16 protein-coding genes and 1 pseudogene are annotated in these 16797 nt (G+C 54.7%); 14 read left to right on the top strand and 3 right to left on the bottom strand.

Going from position 1 to position 16797, the window contains the following annotated elements; translation table 11 throughout:
- Window positions 1-90: 90 nt before the first annotated feature.
- From AC2VLR_RS09355 to AC2VLR_RS09365, 3 genes are read right to left on the bottom strand one after another with little or no spacing between them, the layout of a single operon-like run.
- Window positions 91-525: a DUF6691 family protein gene (locus AC2VLR_RS09355; RefSeq protein ID WP_486881888.1), complete on the bottom strand. Its 435-nt coding sequence runs from the start codon at window positions 523-525 to the stop codon at window positions 91-93.
- Window positions 522-950 (bottom strand): YeeE/YedE family protein, encoded by a 429-nt coding sequence (locus tag AC2VLR_RS09360; RefSeq protein ID WP_486881889.1) that lies wholly within the window; start codon window positions 948-950, stop codon window positions 522-524. The genes AC2VLR_RS09355 and AC2VLR_RS09360 overlap by 4 nt, the downstream gene beginning before the upstream one ends.
- Window positions 951-977: 27 nt before the next feature.
- Window positions 978-1844: an MBL fold metallo-hydrolase gene (locus AC2VLR_RS09365; protein ID WP_486881890.1), complete on the bottom strand. Its 867-nt coding sequence runs from the start codon at window positions 1842-1844 to the stop codon at window positions 978-980.
- A gap of 215 nt (window positions 1845-2059) precedes the next feature.
- Between AC2VLR_RS09365 and rplM the strand changes: the two genes are divergently transcribed.
- The 14 genes and pseudogenes from rplM (at window position 2060) to erpA (ending at window position 16656) form a co-directional block, all read left to right on the top strand.
- Window positions 2060-2488 carry a 50S ribosomal protein L13 gene (gene rplM, locus AC2VLR_RS09370; RefSeq protein WP_215844338.1) on the top strand — a complete coding sequence of 143 codons (429 nt, stop codon included), beginning with the start codon at window positions 2060-2062 and terminating at the stop codon, window positions 2486-2488.
- A 13-nt stretch (window positions 2489-2501) separates the two neighbouring features.
- Entirely contained in the window at window positions 2502-2888 is a 387-nt protein-coding gene (gene rpsI, locus AC2VLR_RS09375) for a 30S ribosomal protein S9 (RefSeq protein ID WP_101537506.1), read from the top strand.
- An 89-nt stretch (window positions 2889-2977) separates the two neighbouring features.
- The gene (argC, locus tag AC2VLR_RS09380; RefSeq protein WP_486881891.1) at window positions 2978-4012 is read left to right on the top strand and encodes an N-acetyl-gamma-glutamyl-phosphate reductase; all 1035 of its coding nucleotides are present in this window, start codon (window positions 2978-2980) and stop codon (window positions 4010-4012) included.
- A gap of 131 nt (window positions 4013-4143) precedes the next feature.
- Window positions 4144-5220, top strand: a complete 1077-nt coding sequence (locus AC2VLR_RS09385; RefSeq protein WP_486881892.1) for an EAL domain-containing protein — start codon at window positions 4144-4146, stop codon at window positions 5218-5220.
- A 90-nt stretch (window positions 5221-5310) separates the two neighbouring features.
- Complete coding sequence (locus AC2VLR_RS09390; protein ID WP_486881893.1) at window positions 5311-7203, top strand: diguanylate cyclase; 1893 nt, start codon at window positions 5311-5313, stop codon at window positions 7201-7203.
- A gap of 201 nt (window positions 7204-7404) precedes the next feature.
- A complete protein-coding gene (locus AC2VLR_RS09395) occupies window positions 7405-7803 on the top strand; it encodes a hypothetical protein (RefSeq protein WP_423856006.1) in 399 nt (132 codons plus the stop codon).
- A 55-nt stretch (window positions 7804-7858) separates the two neighbouring features.
- Window positions 7859-8131: a hypothetical protein gene (locus AC2VLR_RS09400; protein WP_215844050.1), complete on the top strand. Its 273-nt coding sequence runs from the start codon at window positions 7859-7861 to the stop codon at window positions 8129-8131.
- Between the two features lie 249 nt (window positions 8132-8380).
- Window positions 8381-9565 (top strand): outer membrane beta-barrel protein, encoded by a 1185-nt coding sequence (locus tag AC2VLR_RS09405; RefSeq protein ID WP_486881894.1) that lies wholly within the window; start codon window positions 8381-8383, stop codon window positions 9563-9565.
- Between the two features lie 36 nt (window positions 9566-9601).
- Window positions 9602-10153: an OmpA family protein gene (locus AC2VLR_RS09410; RefSeq protein WP_486881895.1), complete on the top strand. Its 552-nt coding sequence runs from the start codon at window positions 9602-9604 to the stop codon at window positions 10151-10153.
- 500 nt (window positions 10154-10653) lie between these two features.
- Window positions 10654-11634, top strand: a complete 981-nt coding sequence (gene pdhA, locus AC2VLR_RS09415; RefSeq protein ID WP_486881896.1) for a pyruvate dehydrogenase (acetyl-transferring) E1 component subunit alpha — start codon at window positions 10654-10656, stop codon at window positions 11632-11634.
- Window positions 11627-12607: an alpha-ketoacid dehydrogenase subunit beta gene (locus tag AC2VLR_RS09420; RefSeq protein ID WP_486881897.1), complete on the top strand. Its 981-nt coding sequence runs from the start codon at window positions 11627-11629 to the stop codon at window positions 12605-12607. Before pdhA ends, AC2VLR_RS09420 begins: the two co-directional genes overlap by 8 nt.
- Before the next feature lie 94 nt (window positions 12608-12701).
- Window positions 12702-15691 (top strand): annotated as a pseudogene (locus AC2VLR_RS09425) (FAD-dependent oxidoreductase).
- 4 nt (window positions 15692-15695) lie between these two features.
- Window positions 15696-16169, top strand: coding sequence for a phosphate-starvation-inducible PsiE family protein (locus AC2VLR_RS09430; RefSeq protein ID WP_486881898.1), 474 nt, complete (start codon window positions 15696-15698; stop codon window positions 16167-16169).
- 115 nt (window positions 16170-16284) lie between these two features.
- Entirely contained in the window at window positions 16285-16656 is a 372-nt protein-coding gene (gene erpA / locus AC2VLR_RS09435; RefSeq protein WP_101537515.1) for an iron-sulfur cluster insertion protein ErpA, read from the top strand.
- Window positions 16657-16797: the final 141 nt, after the last annotated feature.

Below are 16797 nucleotides of genomic sequence, written 5' to 3' on the forward strand. Positions count from 1 at the left end.
TAAGGTGAGAATAATGAGCAGGATGTGTCTGTCCAAACACAAAACCCTTCCCGCAGATGCTCCTACGGGAAGATGATAAGCTGCAATCCTTTAAGCCGGGACTGTACGCTGAAAGGCTCGCCGCAGGGAGGGCACCGCAAACATGCCAACTCCCATGGCCAGAAAAAAGAGCAAACCGCTGCTGCCGTTCAGACCCAGCCCGGCAACAGCGGGCCCGGGGCAAAGCCCCACCAGTCCCCAACCCACGCCAAACAACGCAGCGCCCAAAAACAGTTCCCGATTGATTTGCACCGAGGCCGGACCCGGCAGAGCGTTACCCAGGAGTGCTTTGCCGCGCCGGGCCCCCAGGGGCCAGGCCAGCAGCATGGGTAAAATGGCCCCCAACAACACAAAGCCCAGCGTCGGGTCCCAGTTTCCCAGCACGTCCATCCAGCCCTGGACTCGTTGGGCATTGACCATATCGGAAACCACCAGGCCCAGACCAAACAGTGATCCGGAAAATAAGGCGACAAGCAGACGCATCATGGCAACACCCCCAGGAAGTGCCGTAATAGGGAAACAGCCAGCGCTCCGCTCAGCAAATAAACCGCCGTCGCGAAAATGCTGCGCATTGAAAAGCGGGAAATACCGCAGACGCCGTGACCGGAGGTACAACCATTGGCCAGACGACTACCGATACCGACCAGCAGGCCAGCAATAATGACCAGTCCGATATTACTGGTGACGTGGGTGTCTACCGGAGCGACGAAATGTGTCCAGAGCACGGGAATCAGAAACAGACCAAACAGAAAAACCAGGCGTTCCGCCCCATTGCCCCAGCCGCTGCGATCGATGAGACCCCCGAGGAGACCGCTCACCCCCATGATGCGTCCATTCACGAGTAAAAAAGTCAGGGCGGCCAAACCAATCAACAAACCGCCCAGAAAACCCATCAACCATTCCTGTTGCATGGATGCTTCTCCCTAGGATTGAAACGGTCAGACGGCATTAAGTGGAATGCGCAGGTAGGCCACCCCATTTTCTTCTGCTGGCGGGAGTTCTCCGGCACGAATATTCACCTGCAGAGCGGGTAGGATCAGCTTGGGCATGGCCAGGGTGGCATCGCGTTGCTGGCGCAGAGCCACAAAATCGGCCTGGGTCCGACCATTTCCCATATGAATGTTCCGCGCTTTTTCTTCGCCTACCGTACTTTCCCAGCGGAACTCATCGCGGCCCGGTGCCTTGTAGTCATGACCGACAAAAATGCGCGTGTCATCGGGAAGAGAAAAAATGCGCTGGACCGAGCGGTACAAGGTATCAGCGCTGCCGCCGGGAAAATCACAGCGCGCCGAACCATAATCGGGCATAAAAATGGTATCGCCGACAAAAGCAGCATCGTCATCAACCACATAGGTCAGGCAGGCGGGCGTGTGTCCTGGTGTGTGCATGACGCGTACCGGCATGGCGCCGATAAAAAAAGTCTCGCCATCGTCAAAGAGATGATCAAATTGACTGCCATCCTGAGGGATTTGCTGTGACTCATTGTAGAGCTTGGCAAAAGTGCTTTGTACGGTGGTGATGTGCGCACCAATACCAATTTTGCAGTGTAGTTTCTCGCGCAGATAGTGGGCGGCACTGAGGTGATCGGCATGGGCGTGGGTATCCAGCACCCATTCCACCTGCAGGTGGTCCTGCTGAACCTTTTCGAGAATCCGCTCTACCGAACCGGTGGAAGTGCGTCCGCTGGCATAGTCAAAGTCCAGCACCGGGTCGATGATGGCACAGGCAGAACCTTCGGGTTCTCGTACCAGATAAGTGGCGGTGAAGGTGTTTTCATCAAAAAAACATTCTACGTTGGGTTTCATACGCTCATTCTCCTCAACTGGTATTAAGAACCAATCAGCATAATTACTTATTCTAAATTTATGGTCAATATGGCTGTGTTACCACAATATCTGTTGTTTGCCGCCAACCTGCATACGTTTGAACGTGTGGCAGATGCTGTAAGTGCCTTGACAAGACCCCGTTTCGTCGCTAATCTCCCGCCCCTCAGTGAAAAACCCGAAGCCGGAGTTTTGTGATGAAGACCTATTCTGCCAAGTCTCATGAAGTCCAGGGAGACTGGTTCGTAGTGGATGCAACCAATAAAGTGTTAGGCCGCCTGTCTGTCGAAGTGGCTACACGTCTGCGCGGCAAGCATAAGCCCGAGTACACCCCCCATGCCGATATTGGTGATCATATTATTGTCATCAATGCCGACAAGATTGCGGTGACCGGCAACAAAGCCAAAGACAAGATGTACTACCATCATACCGGCTATGTCGGCAATCTGAAGAGCGCCTCTTTTGAAAAAATGATGGAAACCCACCCGGAGCGGATTATCGAAATTGCGGTGAAGGGTATGCTCCCGAAAAACTCCCTGGGCCGCGCCATGTACCGCAAGCTCAAGGTGTATAGCGGTTCCGAGCACCCCCACTCAGCGCAACAGCCCCAGACTTTAGATATTTAAGGTGAGTACTATCATGGAACAATATTACGGCACGGGTCGGCGCAAAAGCGCCACTGCACGGGTTTATTTGCGGCGCGGTTCCGGTAAGATCGTTATCAACAAGCGGAGTCTGGAAGAGTATTTTGGCCGCGAAACTTCGCGCATGGTGGTCATGCAGCCCCTGGAGCTCACCGGACACGGCAGTCAGTTTGATATTCTGGTGAACGTCAGCGGTGGCGGTGCCAGTGGTCAGGCGGGTGCCATTCGCCACGGCATCACCCGTGCCCTCATGGTGTATGATGAAACCTTGCGTCGGCCGCTGCGCAGTGCAGGTTTCGTGACCCGGGATGCCCGCGAAGTGGAGCGTAAGAAAGTTGGTAAGCACAAGGCACGGCGCAGTCATCAGTTCTCCAAACGTTAAGACCACGCTTGGAATTGAAATCAGCCGCCTCCGGGCGGCTTTTTTGTTGTTGCTTCAAATATATTTCACGGTAATAAAGGACAAATGACATGATTCGGGCAGGGATTGTGGGCGGTACCGGTTACACCGGAGTGGAGTTGTTGCGCTTGTTGCTTCCCCATCCCGAAGTGGAGGTGCAAGTTATTACCTCCCGCGCCGAAGCTGGAGAAAGGGTGGATGCGCATTTTCCCAACCTGCGCGGGGTGTGCGATTTGTCCTATACCGCTCCCGATCCTCTGGTGCTGACGCAGTTGGATGTTGTTTTTTTTGCCACGCCTCATGGCGTAGCCATGGACAGTGCTCCGGAACTGTTGGCGCGAGATGTCCGGGTGATTGATCTTGGCGCAGATTTTCGTTTGGCGAACCCTGAACTGTTTGCGCAGTGGTATGGTATGGCGCATCGCGCACCAGATGCGCTTCGCGAAGCGCGCTACGGGCTTCCCGAGTATTATCGGGAAACCATTGCCCAGTCGCGCCTGATTGCCAATCCCGGATGTTATCCCACGGCAGTCATTCTGGGATTGGCCCCCTTACTGGAGGCGGATTTGCTGCAGCAGGAGACCCTGGTGGCCGACTGCAAATCAGGCGTCAGTGGTGCAGGACGTACCGGAAAGGTGCACCTGATTGTTCCCGAAGCTGCCGACAGTGTGAGTGCCTATGGCGTCAGTGGTCATCGTCACCGTCCGGAAATTGAGGCGATTCTCTCGGAAATCAGTGGGAATAACATCGAATTGCAGTTTACCCCGCACCTCATGCCCATGATTCGCGGTATTCATGCCACTCTTTATGGACGCCTGCGGCAGCCCATGAGCGACGCCAATTTGCAGGCAGTGTTTGCAGAACGCTACGCGCAAGAGGCTTTTGTAGATGTGATGCCTTTTGGAAGCCATCCGGCCACCCGGTCGGTGCGCGGCGCCAATATGTGCCGGATCGCCGTGCACCAGCCCCGTCCGGGGCAGGTCGTGGTGTTGTCGGTCATTGATAATCTGGTCAAAGGTGCAGCCGGCCAGGCGGTTCAGAACATGAACCGTTTGTTTGCCTTGCCCGAGACAACTGGATTGACACAAATTGCTTTGTTGCCATAGTGTGCTAATTATAGAGATATATGGTAAGCGTATGTGTTCAGAGGCACTACTTTGCTGATCGGATTGGATAATCGAAAAATGTTTCGTCGCGATTGTTTCGGGGCTTTTAAGCCGGCACCTGGATTTTTACTGTGAAGCCTCCACAGCAGGCAAGTTGGCGCTTCCCCGAGGATCTGCTTGCCTATTTTCAGCCCGAATACTCCATCAACCAGCAAAAAATAGTCGGCATTGAAGCCCTGGCACGTATGCGCGATGCCTCTGGGCAGATTCTCTCTCCCGATAGCTTTATTCCGTTTCTGGATATGGATGAGCGTCGGGAGCTGAGCCGCTTGATGTTGGTGGCCGGCCTCCAGGTTCTCGAATCCCTGGATGCACTGGGGATTTTTCTGAATCTGTCCTTCAATGTGGATCCCGATTTTATGGTGGACCATGATTGTGCGACGTGTTTTACCGGGACGATGGCTACCAGTCCTATTGCTCCATCCAGAATTTCTCTGGAACTTCTGGAGAGTGGCGATTTCCTGAATCGCGATATCGCTAAGGAGCGATTGTTGGCTTTGCAGGCTACGGGGGTACGTATTGCGCTGGATGATGTGGGTTCGGCCTATTCTTCCCTGCTTCGCATGAAAGATCTGCCCATCGATAAAATCAAGCTGGATCAAGGTTTCATCCGCGATTTGTGCGCGCAGCCCAAAAATCTGGCATTTGTCCAGAGTATTCAATTGTTAGCTAATACCCTCAATGCCGAACTGGTCATTGAAGGAGTGGAAACCCTGCCCATACTGGATGCCATGCGCGCCCTGCGCTTGGATCATGTGCAGGGCTATGCCATTGCCAGACCCATGCCCGCTGATGCACTGCTGACCATGCTGCGATCGGGTTACACCATGCCCGAAGGAACAGCCAACCATCCCTCAACCCTGCTGGGTGCTTACGCGGCCCACTTATTGCGCCGCCCCCTGATGGATGCTCTTCGGCGGGGCTGGATTGATGTATCTCTTGCCGCCGAGCCTCCACCTTGTCCGTTGGTTACTTATCTGCAGGAAGATGGTGCGCCGGGTGATCATCCCATTTTGCTGGCCCATGGCCGCTTGCGCCAGATCAAGTCTGACCCGGCACAGGGGTATCAGGATCAGGCATTGACGCGTATGGAAGCGGAAATCCAGGAATTGGTTCGTGAAGCCATTCACCATGAACACAATGATTGAAACCTCATGATTTGGAGGGGTGCCTTTTTCTTATCTACAAGGGCCGCCCCCGTTATATTGTTGCACCTGTTTTTTTTGATCATGGGACTTTTGTTTATTGCTTTGTGGAGTTGGCGTTATGTTGATGCGCGGGCCTCCTTCCACCATGAGCTCCGATACCGGGGTGAGATTGCTCTGCGCAGTATCGCCGATCAACTGGCCAGCAATCTGGATGGTCATTTTCATGACCTGACCTTTTTTCGTCGCTCTCTGCTGGAGCTGAACGACCATCCGCTGGTGCTGACTCCAGGTAAAAAAGCGGCCATGCGTGCTTTTCAGAAAACCCATTCGGGTATTGTCGCTATCAACATGCTGGATAGGCGGGCGAAAAAAATCATCTGGTCCAGTTCCGAACAGTGGTCTACGCCTCTGTTACAGGCTGGAGCCTTCACACAGCTCAAAAGAAACCCGGATTACCTGGTGGGCCAGCCAGTATTATTATTACCGGACAAAATTTGGGTAATGCCTATGCGCGAACACTTATTAAACCGCCAGGGGCAGGTAACAGGTTATATTGGTTCTCCTTTTCGCTTGTCGCAACTGAAAAACATACATACGCCGGCGGATATGGATATTCAGATCATGGGGGCGGGGCAGATTCCGGTAGCTTTCTGGAGGCGCGGCGTGTGGCAGAGTCCTGCCCCACAGGAGCACTGGGCGGGTAACAGTTTGCAAGTGGCTGTACCGGGATATCCGTGGACCGCCTCTGCGCGCTGGTCTCCTGAAATGATTTCCAGCCAATTCTGGCAGCAGAATGTCTGGCAGGGACTGCCCTTTGTGATTATCTTGTGCGTTCTCCTACTCCTCGATCGTCTGTCCGTGGGCTTTCTCCGTCAGCTTCTGGATTTGCGCCAGTATCAGCAGGCGGCACTGTTGACCCAGCAATCCCTGCTGATGCTGGCAGAACCTGAAGCCATGTATGCCCGGCTGGTGCAAGACATTGTGCATGAAACCCGGGCCACTGCGGCATGGCTAATGATGCCCGACCACAAGACAGGTTTCTGGCAACTCATGGCTCTGGAAGCGGATGGAATCGATTTGCAGGAAAGTCTGCAAGTATGGTTCTCCGCGTGGAGCCCGAACGATTTGCGGGATGAGCATTTTCTTCCGGCCCGGGTATTACGTAGCGGCCGAGCCGAAGAGTTCCGTTTTTCGGAAGCGCTGGTCGGATCTCCAGAACTCCCGGAGAACCGACCAGCTTTGCGTCGTCTGCACAGCATGATCGCCTATCCGATATACACCCAGGACGACGAGCAGCAACTGGTGCTGATAGTTGCCAGTGCTGCCACCCGGCATTTCAGTCAGCCTCTGAAAATGCTGATCGGACAGCTGGCGAGCAGTATGGGCCTGACCCTGACGCTCTGGGGGCGTCATCATGACTTGACCAATGCCGAGGCGGAAATACGCAAGATCGCTTTTTACGATAGCCTTACCGGCCTGGCCAATCGGCGTCTGTTCAACGAGCAATTGGCAAAAATTCTGACTCTGACGTGTGCCTCTGGTCAATCTGTCGCATTGGGTATTCTGGATGTCGATGATTTCAAAGGGGTGAATGACCAATACGGGCATGATGCGGGTGACTCCTTGCTGGTCATTATTGCCAGAAGGCTGGAAGAGGCACTGAGAGCCTCTGACTGCGTGGCTCGTTGGGGAGGTGATGAATTTGTCCTGCTTTTTGAGGGCTTGCCCAGTCGCCGGGTGCTGGAAGAAGTCCTGACCCGCCTTGAGCGAATAATGGATTCTCCGGCCAAATTGTCAGACAGGGTGTTGTTGCCCCTGCGGATCAGTCTGGGAGTTTGTTTTTGTGAGAATTTAAGTCAACTGGAAAATCAGGATGATTTGTTCCGCTGCGCTGATCAGGCTTTGTATGCCATGAAGGCGCAGAAAAGAAGGCGCGATCAATTCTGGATGATTCATGATCTGGACGACAGAGTAACTGACTAAAAAATAGTTGGTATTTGGTCTATGGGGAATTTATGTAGCTATTTGGCTACAGAGTGCTTGGCTAACTTACTGAAAAATCAGGAAGTCAATCTGGCAAGGTTCTTGCTATTGCATAGAGTTGCTCCGATAATGACCGGATGTTTTCCGATGATTATCGGCGATGACCAGTATATGGATGAGTCAAATACTCAAGGAGAACCCATGAAAAAGATAGGTTCTGTTCAACGGTTGCCGCAATGGACGCTATTTGCGGTAATTTTTGCAGTGCTATTTGCGGTAGCAAGCCGCCCTGCCTGGGCGGATGGTGATTTATCTCTGGGGGTCGCGGTCCCGGGCTTGAGTGTGTTTCTCGGGAATAACCCGGGGTATTATGCTGCTCCGGTGTATGCGCCCCCGCCCGTATATTACGTGCCACCACCCCGGCGCGTGTATTATGTGCCAGCTCCGCCGCCTCCGCCTCCCCCTCCCCTGGCATATCCGGCCCCAGGCTATTATGTGCAACCAGCTCCCATTCGCTATTACCGTCCACGGCCATGGCAGCATCATGGCCCACCCCCCTGGGCGGGGCGCTGGCGCCATGATGATGGCTGGAGGCATTAACTACTGCATGAGCCCAGTTATCAGCCTGTTGAGACAACGTAGAGGAGAAGTTCTGATGAAGGTCAATATTCAAACCCGGGAGCACCGCTACAGGAAAAGTAGCTGGTTAATCATCCCGTTATGTGTGCTAGCCCTGAGTGGCTGCGCCAATATGAGCCCTACCGGACAGCGCGCCCTGAGTGGGGGAGCGATTGGTGCTGCGGGCGGTGCCGTGTTGGGCACTGTGGCTGCGGGTAATCCTGCTGTTGGCGCCGCAGTGGGTGGTGCGGTCGGCGCCGGTATAGGTGCTGCCCTGCCTAATATTGAGAGAACACTGAACGGCAATTAGTCTTTATTTGTTCTGGAGAAAGAAGCCCGGCCATGTGCCGGGTTTTTTATGGATGGTGAGTTGGTTGCACGATAGGAGTGCGTTACGACCTGTTTTGGTGCAATGGGTTTTTCTATTCGGTGCGATGAATATTTTTAGCATATTGTTTTGTAAATAAAACCTTAAATATGGCGAGGCGAAAATTTCCAGGCATGTATTTTGCTTTTTGACAACAGCTTTGATTGTTTTCATACATACCAAGGAGTCAACATGTCGCGCTACAGCAATCGTTATTTTCGTCGTGCCATCCTCGCCAGCTTGTGCGTGGGTCTTCCTCTCGTCGCCGGTGTGGCTGATGCCAGCCCGTTATCCTTGCCTAATCCCCTGACATTCTGTGCCGGCCCCCTGGGGCAACTGGATGTGCAAGGCGTCGCCAGCGGCATGGCTTTTTATCAGGATAATCCTCAGGGAATGGCAGGTACCTTGGGGGCTAAGCGGGTAGGTGCGTCCATTACCAATGGTATGGTCATCATCCAGAAAGAGAATGGGCCTATCCAGTTTTATATTCAGGCGGGTGCTTACAGCTTTCCAACTTTAGCAGCAAGTTTATCCACAGCGACACCAAGTAATACGATCAATGAGTTTGGGGCCTTGCCTGTTGCGTATCTAAAAATTGCCCCATCTTCTAATTATTCTGTGGAAATCGGACAGCTTCCCACTCTCATCGGTGCAGAAGGTGGCTTCACCTATCAAAATATCAACATTGAGCGCGGCCTGCTTTGGGACATGGAGCCCATTATCAGTCGTGGTATTCAGTTCAATGGTAGTGCGGGTCCTTTGAGTGCCTCACTTGCCTGGACAGATGGTTATTATTCCAATCGCTATAACGTACTCAGCGGCTTAGTCAGCTACGCCATTAACGGCGCGAATACGGTCAGTATTTACGGCCAAGGTTCCCTGGGTAAATCCCGCCTGAGTTCCAATGATGTGGCTTACAGTCCCATTGGCAACGAAAGCCAGATTTACGGCATTGAGTATGAATATAGCTCCGGGCCGTGGATGATCGAGCCTTATTTCCAGTATATGCACACCCCTTCGGCACCTGATTTGGGCGTGGATCATTCCTTTGATAATTATGGTGGCGCTTTGTTGGCAGACTACAGTTTTACCAAGACGATCTCTCTGGGCGCCCGTGCAGAATATTTGCGTGTAGGCGGTCCTCTAACTGGCCCGGATAGTGTTGAGGGTGCAGCGTCTAGTCTCACAGACCTCCCCGCCGACTCCCATGCCTGGTCCATCACCCTCACGCCGACCTATCAGGATGGCGGTTTCTTCGCCAGAGCGGAGCTGTCCTATGTCACGGCATCGGCTCCGGCTAGTTACGGCTTCTCTGGAGCGGATGGCACCAACACCAACCAGTTACGCGGAATGGTCGAAACCGGCTTTATGTTCTAAGGAACACACACATTGCGTATTCAGGAGAGACGAAACATGAAAAATTCCGCACCATTTATCAAATTACTGCTTTCAGGAGGGCTGCTGGCCGCCTCGGGTTGTGGCCTCTATGAGGTGACCCCCTGTCCTGCGGGTCCGGCTCCAGTGGCCCCGGTGGTCTCTGCCCCCACCCCGCCACCACCGCCAGCCCCCATCGCCCCGGTGGAAAAAACGGTGCTGATCAGTAAGCCCATTACCATCACCGGCATTAATTTCAAGACCGGTTCCGCCCAGTTGATGGGGACGGATATTGCGGTTCTGGATAAGGTGGCAGGTTTTGCCAAAATGCATCCAGATGCGACTTTGGATATTAACGGGTATTGCAGTAAAACCGGAAGCTATGCTTACAACTACAAACTTTCCAAGGCCCGTGCCGGCAGTGTGGCGGGCTATCTGGAAAATCGTGGTGTCGCAGCGGACCGGATGACCGTCAAAGGTCATTCCTACGAAGACCCCATTGCCAGTAACAAAACCCCGGAAGGTCGTTTCAAGAATCAGCGTGTTGAAATTAATTCCAGTGTGATGGTGCGTAGTACGGTACAGCAGTAAATCCTCCCGGCCTTGGCTGACCATAACCCGCTTGATGGTCATCAAGCGGGTTTTTCGATGGTATTGCTCAAGCAAATGTTCTCCCTGTTTTGGGGAGATTTTGCCAATATTGTGCAATAGCGCACCGTATCTGGGTCTTGATTGCCATGAATTTTCAGTAAACAAGGCAATTTCTCTGTATCCAGTATTGGCACTCATTTTGCTAAAAATTAATTGGGTATCGGGTATCGGGTATCAGGTTTCTGGTATCGGATATCTGGGTCGAGCAATTTTTGTGCATTCTCCTTTAAGCAGCATTCATGGGCGGGAAACTGCCCATTTTTTGTGGCCCATTTTTTGTAGGGTAAGCGCTACCCGGGACCTAACCATAAATCTGCGCTGTGCGGCTTGGCTCTTGACGCTTTACGCCGGCCTAGGCCATTATTCCTGAGACTTTGGCTGGAATTATTCACCGCGACCACGTTTGCCAACGTGGTCCATTTACTTTGTCTGGGAGGACCATGGACGCCACGGACCAGAAGCGCCTGTTGCGTGAAATGCTTTTTGCCCGCCGCTTTGAAGAACGCTGTGCGGAGGCCTATCACGAGCGCCAGATTGGCGGTTTTTTGCATCTTTATCCGGGTGAAGAAGCCTGTGCCATTGGTGTTCTGGAAAAAGCCCGGACGGGTTCTGACTATGTGGTGACCGGCTATCGGGATCATATTCATGCGCTTAAATCCGGTATGGATCCCAAGGCGCTGATGGCGGAGCTGTTCGGAAAAGAAGCGGGCTGCTCCAAGGGGCGCGGTGGTTCCATGCATCTGTTTGATCCCGAAGTGCATTTCATGGGCGGGTATGCTCTGGTGGGCGGACCCTTCCCCCTGGCGGCAGGTTTCGCCAAGGCCATTCAGTTGCGTGGCGGTCAGGAAATTTCCATCTGTTTTCTGGGGGATGGCGCCAACAATCAGGGCACCTTCCATGAAACCATGAACATGGCGAGTCTCTGGAAGCTGCCCGTCCTTTTCATCTGTGAAAACAACCTCTACGGCATTGGTACGGCCATCGAGCGCTCCACGGTGGAAATCAACCAGTACAAGCGGGTAGCGCCCTATGGTATCGAAGCCGCCCAATGTGACGGGCAGGACATCGACATCGTCATGTCCCACGCCGAAAAAGCGGTCAATTATGTGCGCGAACAGCGCAAACCCTATTTTCTGGAGCTCATGACCTATCGTTTGCGCGGCCATTCCATGTCGGATTCCGGTGCATATCGCAGCAAGGAAGAAGTAGAGGAATGGGCGCAACGTGATCCTATCGGCATATACAAGCGCCGTCTGGTGGAAGCCGGGGTGGTGACGGAAGAAGAGTTCCATGCCATGGACAAGTCCATCCAGGATGAAATCGAAAACGAGGTGGTGCGTTACGCCATGGAGTGTCCGGAACCCCGTGTTGAAGATGTAGCGCGTTATGTGTATACCGAAGGAGACAATAACCATGGCTGAATTGATGTATTGGCAGGGAATTCTGCGTGCCCACGATGAAGAAATGGCGCGTGACCCGCTGGTATTTGCCATGGGCGAGGATATTGGCGTTGCCGGCGGTACCTACAAGGCGACTTCCGGTCTTTTTGCCAAATATGGTGAACAGCGGGTTGTCGATACCCCCATTTCCGAAAACAGCTACACTGGCATTGGTGTTGGTGCAGCCATGGTGGGTGCCCGTCCCATCGTTGAGATCATGAGCGTCAATTTTGCCTGGCTGGCCATGGATCAGCTCATGAACAACGCCGCCAAAATTCATTACATGTCGGGCGGCCGGATTCGTTGTCCCTTTGTCATGCGGGTACCCGGTGGCACGGCGCATCAGTTGGGTGCCCAGCACTCGGCGCGCATGGAAAAAGTTTTCATGGGGATATCCGGTTTGCGGGTAGTGACCCCTGCGACGCCCCGGGATGCCTACGGCTTGCTGAAAAGCGCCGTACGTTCGGATGATCCGGTGGTGATTATCGAACATGAAAGCATGTACAACCTCAAGGGCGAGGTGCCGGATGAAGAATTTTTCACGCCACTGGAAGGCGTGGAAATCATGCGTCCGGGCAAGGATGTCAGTATTTTTGCCTACAACATCAGTGTTCACTGGGCGCTGGATGCGGCGCAAAAACTCGCCAGCGAATATGGTATTGATGCCGAAGTCATTGATTTGCGCGCTCTGAAACCGCTGGATCGCGCCGGCATTGCCGCGAGTGTGCGCAAAACTCATCGCGCCATTATTGTCGAAGAAGATGAGGCGCCGGTCGGTGTCGGTTCAGAAGTCATCGCCATCATCAATGAAGAATGCTTTTTTGATCTGGATGCTGCCCCGGTGCGGGTGCATGCGCTGGATGTGCCCATTCCGTACAATCACCGCCTGGAAAAAGCGGCCATTCCCAATGCCGGGGATGTAGTTGCTGCCGTCAAGAAGATGTTCGGTCGTTAAGACCGTCCATTTTTACACATGCTCGCCGCCCCCGTCGCCGCTGACGGGTGTGCGGATAGCTTCTGATCTAGAGATTCTCAAAACAGGGTGAAACATGGCTGAACCTTACGTCATCAAGATGCCACAACTGACCGATACCATGACGGAAGGCGTCGTCGTTTCCTGGGAAAAACCCATTGGGGCCCGGGTGGAGCGCGGCGATGTGGTGGCGACCATTGAAACCGACAAGGCGATCATGGATGTGGAAGTGTTTCGCTCCGGTTATCTGGCCGGACCCTTGGCAGCGGTGGACAGTGTCATGCCGGTGGGGGCAGCCATGGCTTATCTCACGGAAACACCGGAAGAAGCCCAATCTCTGGTTGAGGGTGGGGTGTCAGAAAATCCTCCTGCCGAAGTGGCTCCGGCGGTTTCAGCGCCTGCAGCCTCTGAATCCCTTTCCGGGTATGCCATCAAAATGCCCCAGCTTTCCGATACCATGACCGAAGGCGTGCTGGTTTCCTGGGAAAAATCCCTGGGCGATAAAATCCAGCGTGGGGATGTGGTGGCCACTATTGAAACCGACAAGGCCATCATGGATGTGGAGGTGTTTCGTGAAGGCTATCTTTCCGGTCCCCGCGTCGCGGTGGATGCGGTGGTTCCCGTAGGTGAAGCCATTGCCTGGTTGGTGGAAACGGCCGAACAGGTGCGGGATATCAGTACTGCGGTGGTATCCACCCAGCCCGCAGCACCCGTTGCCAGTGCTGCCAAGGCAGCGCCTGCCGTCACCAGCACGCCTCAGCCACCCTTCGCGGAGGTGGCGGCCCAGCGCGTTCCCGGGGCGCAACCCGCAGCCCGTCCCCGGCAGGGAGCAGCCAGTCCTTTTGCCCGCCAGCTGGCGGGACAGCAGGGCGTGGATCTGAATCTGATGCAAGGTAGCGGGCCGGCAGGTGTGATTGTCGGCGCCGATGTGTTGGCCGCTGCCAGCCGCGCCGTCCCGGCCATGTCTGGTGCCCGCGTGCCGGAGCCTGCCGTACCCGGGGAAGGGCGGGCGATGAGTGCCATCGAAAAAGCCATCAGTCAGGCGATGGTGGCATCCCTCAGTATTCCGGTGTTTCATGTCACCGTCAAAGCCAAGCCGGAAGCGCTGATGCGTGCCGCCAAGGCCCACAAGGTGTCGCTGACCGTGGCCATTGCCAAGGCTGCGTCCCAGGCATTGGCCAAGCATCCCCTGGTCAATGCCGCCTATCAGCCGACCGACAAAATTGTGGAACGCGCCCAGCATGATATTGGCATTGCCGCGACCACCGAAGATGGCGGGCTGGTAGTGCCGGTGCTGCGCTCGGTGGAGGGCAAGGCGCTGGAGCAGTTGCAGCAGGAATGGACGCCCCTGGTGGAAAAAGCCCGTAAACGTCGGCTCAGTCCTCCCGAATACACCCATCCTACCTTTACCATTTCCAACATGGGGATGTATGGCGTTACCCAGTTTGATGCCATCGTCACTCCGGGTACGGCGGCCATTATTGCCATTGCCGGTAATAGCCCGGAGGGAATGCCCATTACCATTACCGCCGATCATCGGGTGGTGAACGGGGCGGAAGCAGCGCTGTTTCTCAAGGATCTCAAAAAAGCCATTGAACACCCGGAAAGCTGGCTGGAAGCTGGTGCGACCCCGATTCCCGAGGGCGACTATGATGTCCAGGTGCTGGTCATCGGTGCCGGTCCGGGGGGCGAGGATTGCGCCCGCGAACTGGTTGAAAACGGCGTCAAGGTAGCCATGGTCAATAACGCGCCTTATCCCGGGGGTGAATGCCTGTGGCGCGGTTGCATCCCCTCCAAGGCCTGGCGGGCTGCCGCTGACCGTATTCGGGATCGGGAACATGATGCCGCCATGGGCCTGCAGATGGGTACTCCTAAGCTGGACTGGGCACAGTTGGAAAATCACCGTCGCGGCATTTTGCAGGCGCGAGGCGAAATGGCCCTGAAAACCGATCAGGGCATGAAAATTCAGGTGCTGGAAGGTACTGCCCGCTTCACCGGTGAGCACAATGTCGAAATCAGCGGCAAGGATGCCCGGAGTCTGAGTTTCGGGGCTTGTGTCATTGCTACCGGCGCGCCCGCCTTTGTGCCGCCCATTCCGGGGGTGCAGGAAGCATTAAAAAGTGGTGCGGCGGTCACCTCAGATACGGTCTGGGATCTGGCCCAGCCGCCCAAACGACTGTGCGTGATCGGTGCGGGTGCCATCGGTATGGAAATGGCCCAGATGTTCCACGATTTTGGTGCCGAGGTGCTGGTGCTGGAAGCTCTGCCGCGCCCGGTGGCCGAAATGGAAAAAGAAGTTTCCGAGCAATTGATGAAAGCACTGGCCCATAACAGCCCGCGTCTGCAAGTGCTGACCAGCGTCAAGGTGCAGGAAGTATCCGGTAAGCCCGGTGCTCTGGATATTCATTACCAGGTGGGTGATACCGACACCCATCATGTCTGTGACCTGCTCCTGGTGGCTACCGGCAAGCGTCCGGATACCAGCGCCCTGAACCTGACCGCTGCGGGGGTGACTCTGGCCGAACGCGGCGCCATTGCCGCGAGTACCACAGGGCAGACAGTGTTCCGCATATTTATGCGGTGGGGGATGTGGTGGGGGGATACATGCTCGCACACACGGCGGGCCAGCAGGGGCGGGTGGCAGCGGCCAATCTGCTCGGGCATGGGGCCCGTTATGATGCGGCTAAAGATAGCGGCGTAACCTTCACCCGACCTCAGTGTGCTTTTGTGGGGCTTTCCCTCGAGCAGGCCAAGGCCGCCGGAATGGATGTGGCCGAAGTCAAGGTGCCCATGAGTATTGATGCCAAGGCCATGATGACCGGCGAAACCGATGGCCTGATCAAAATGATTGCCGACAAGGTCAGCCACCGGATTGTGGGGGTGCATTTCTTGGCGGATCATGCTGATCTGCTGGTGGGTGAGGCGGTCATGATGGTCAGCGCGGGCTTGACCCTGGAGCAGGTGGGCGAAGCCATTCATCCTCATCCGACTCAGACAGAGCTATTTGGCGAAATGGCCAGACGGCTGCTTTCACGCCTGCGGCGTTCGGCCAGGGCGGCAGGGTGACCGCTTGACCAAGTCAGGCGCGGAGGAATCCCTGCCTACTATAGGCGTCAGCGGTCTGCGCGGGCGCATTCTGCGCTTCTACGAACGCTTTCTTGATTTCATCGTGGTCGTGCTGATTTTTGTCATGCTGCTGACGCTGGTCGCCTCGGTGGTGGGGGTGGTCTGGGATGTATATGAAACCTTCCTGACCTTCCGTGAAGAAGAGGCTATTCAGGGACTTGTGTCTGACGTGCTTTCGGTGTTCGTGCTCATCGAGCTGTTTCGGACCTTTACGGATTATCTGGAGTTTCACCGCATCCGTTTGCGGGTGTTGTCGGAAGTGGCCATAGTCTTTGTCTTGCGTGAACTGTTCATTGGCCTTTATGCTCATCACCTCGGGCCCATGGATCTCATCGCCACAGCGGTGCTTCTGGCGGTTTTGGTCGGTGCACGAGTGGCCGCTGTGAAGTACGCTCCGCACTCTCCCGAAAAAGACTGAGCCGGGGCTTGAATTCCGGCATTGAACTCCGGCACCTTGACGCTACCCCGAAAAAGCGAGCAAAATGGTCGGGTATCCACTGAACAACGCGCTGCGGCGCATGGAGTTATGCACAATGAGCACAGCAACAGAAACAATGACCAATCTGGATTCCATTCCTCCGGTAATGACCCTGACCCAGAATGCGGCGGATAAAATCAGCGCCCTCATTGAAGAGGAAGGTTCTGAAGACCTCAAGCTGCGGGTTTTTGTGACTGGCGGTGGCTGTTCCGGTTTTCAGTACGGTTTCACCTTTGATGAAAACATGAATGAAGGAGATACCGAAGTCCATCAGTTTGGTGTCAGTCTCCTTATTGATCCCATGAGCTATCAGTATCTCGTGGGTGCCGAAATTGATTACAGCGAAGGCCTCGAAGGCGCACAGTTTGTGATCAAAAATCCCAACGCGACCACCACCTGTGGTTGTGGGTCTTCTTTTTCTGCCTGATAAACCGGACAGCTAAAATTGCTCCTGGGGAGGCTTGCGGCCTCCCTTTTATTTTTCCAGCGCGTTATGATGATCATCACCGGCTGATAGCGAATAGCCCGGCAACCCCTGGATGCATTTCTGATCAGAATAAAAGGAGTT

The organism is Acidithiobacillus sp. TH-A117 (assembly GCF_057473465.1).

Excerpts from the sequence above, each read along its gene's own strand:
- erpA (WP_101537515.1), top strand. The coding sequence starts at position 16,285 with ATGAGCACAGCAACAGAAACAATGACCAATCTGGATTCCATTCCTCCG.
- AC2VLR_RS09355 (WP_486881888.1), bottom strand. The coding sequence starts at position 525 with ATGATGCGTCTGCTTGTCGCCTTATTTTCCGGATCACTGTTTGGTCTG.
- AC2VLR_RS09400 (WP_215844050.1), top strand. The coding sequence starts at position 7,859 with ATGAAGGTCAATATTCAAACCCGGGAGCACCGCTACAGGAAAAGTAGC.
- pdhA (WP_486881896.1), top strand. The coding sequence starts at position 10,654 with ATGGACGCCACGGACCAGAAGCGCCTGTTGCGTGAAATGCTTTTTGCC.
- AC2VLR_RS09420 (WP_486881897.1), top strand. The coding sequence starts at position 11,627 with ATGGCTGAATTGATGTATTGGCAGGGAATTCTGCGTGCCCACGATGAA.
- rplM (WP_215844338.1), top strand. The coding sequence starts at position 2,060 with ATGAAGACCTATTCTGCCAAGTCTCATGAAGTCCAGGGAGACTGGTTC.
- AC2VLR_RS09410 (WP_486881895.1), top strand. The coding sequence starts at position 9,602 with ATGAAAAATTCCGCACCATTTATCAAATTACTGCTTTCAGGAGGGCTG.
- argC (WP_486881891.1), top strand. The coding sequence starts at position 2,978 with ATGATTCGGGCAGGGATTGTGGGCGGTACCGGTTACACCGGAGTGGAG.
- AC2VLR_RS09405 (WP_486881894.1), top strand. The coding sequence starts at position 8,381 with ATGTCGCGCTACAGCAATCGTTATTTTCGTCGTGCCATCCTCGCCAGC.
- AC2VLR_RS09365 (WP_486881890.1), bottom strand. The coding sequence starts at position 1,844 with ATGAAACCCAACGTAGAATGTTTTTTTGATGAAAACACCTTCACCGCC.
- rpsI (WP_101537506.1), top strand. The coding sequence starts at position 2,502 with ATGGAACAATATTACGGCACGGGTCGGCGCAAAAGCGCCACTGCACGG.
- AC2VLR_RS09360 (WP_486881889.1), bottom strand. The coding sequence starts at position 950 with ATGCAACAGGAATGGTTGATGGGTTTTCTGGGCGGTTTGTTGATTGGT.
- AC2VLR_RS09395 (WP_423856006.1), top strand. The coding sequence starts at position 7,405 with ATGAAAAAGATAGGTTCTGTTCAACGGTTGCCGCAATGGACGCTATTT.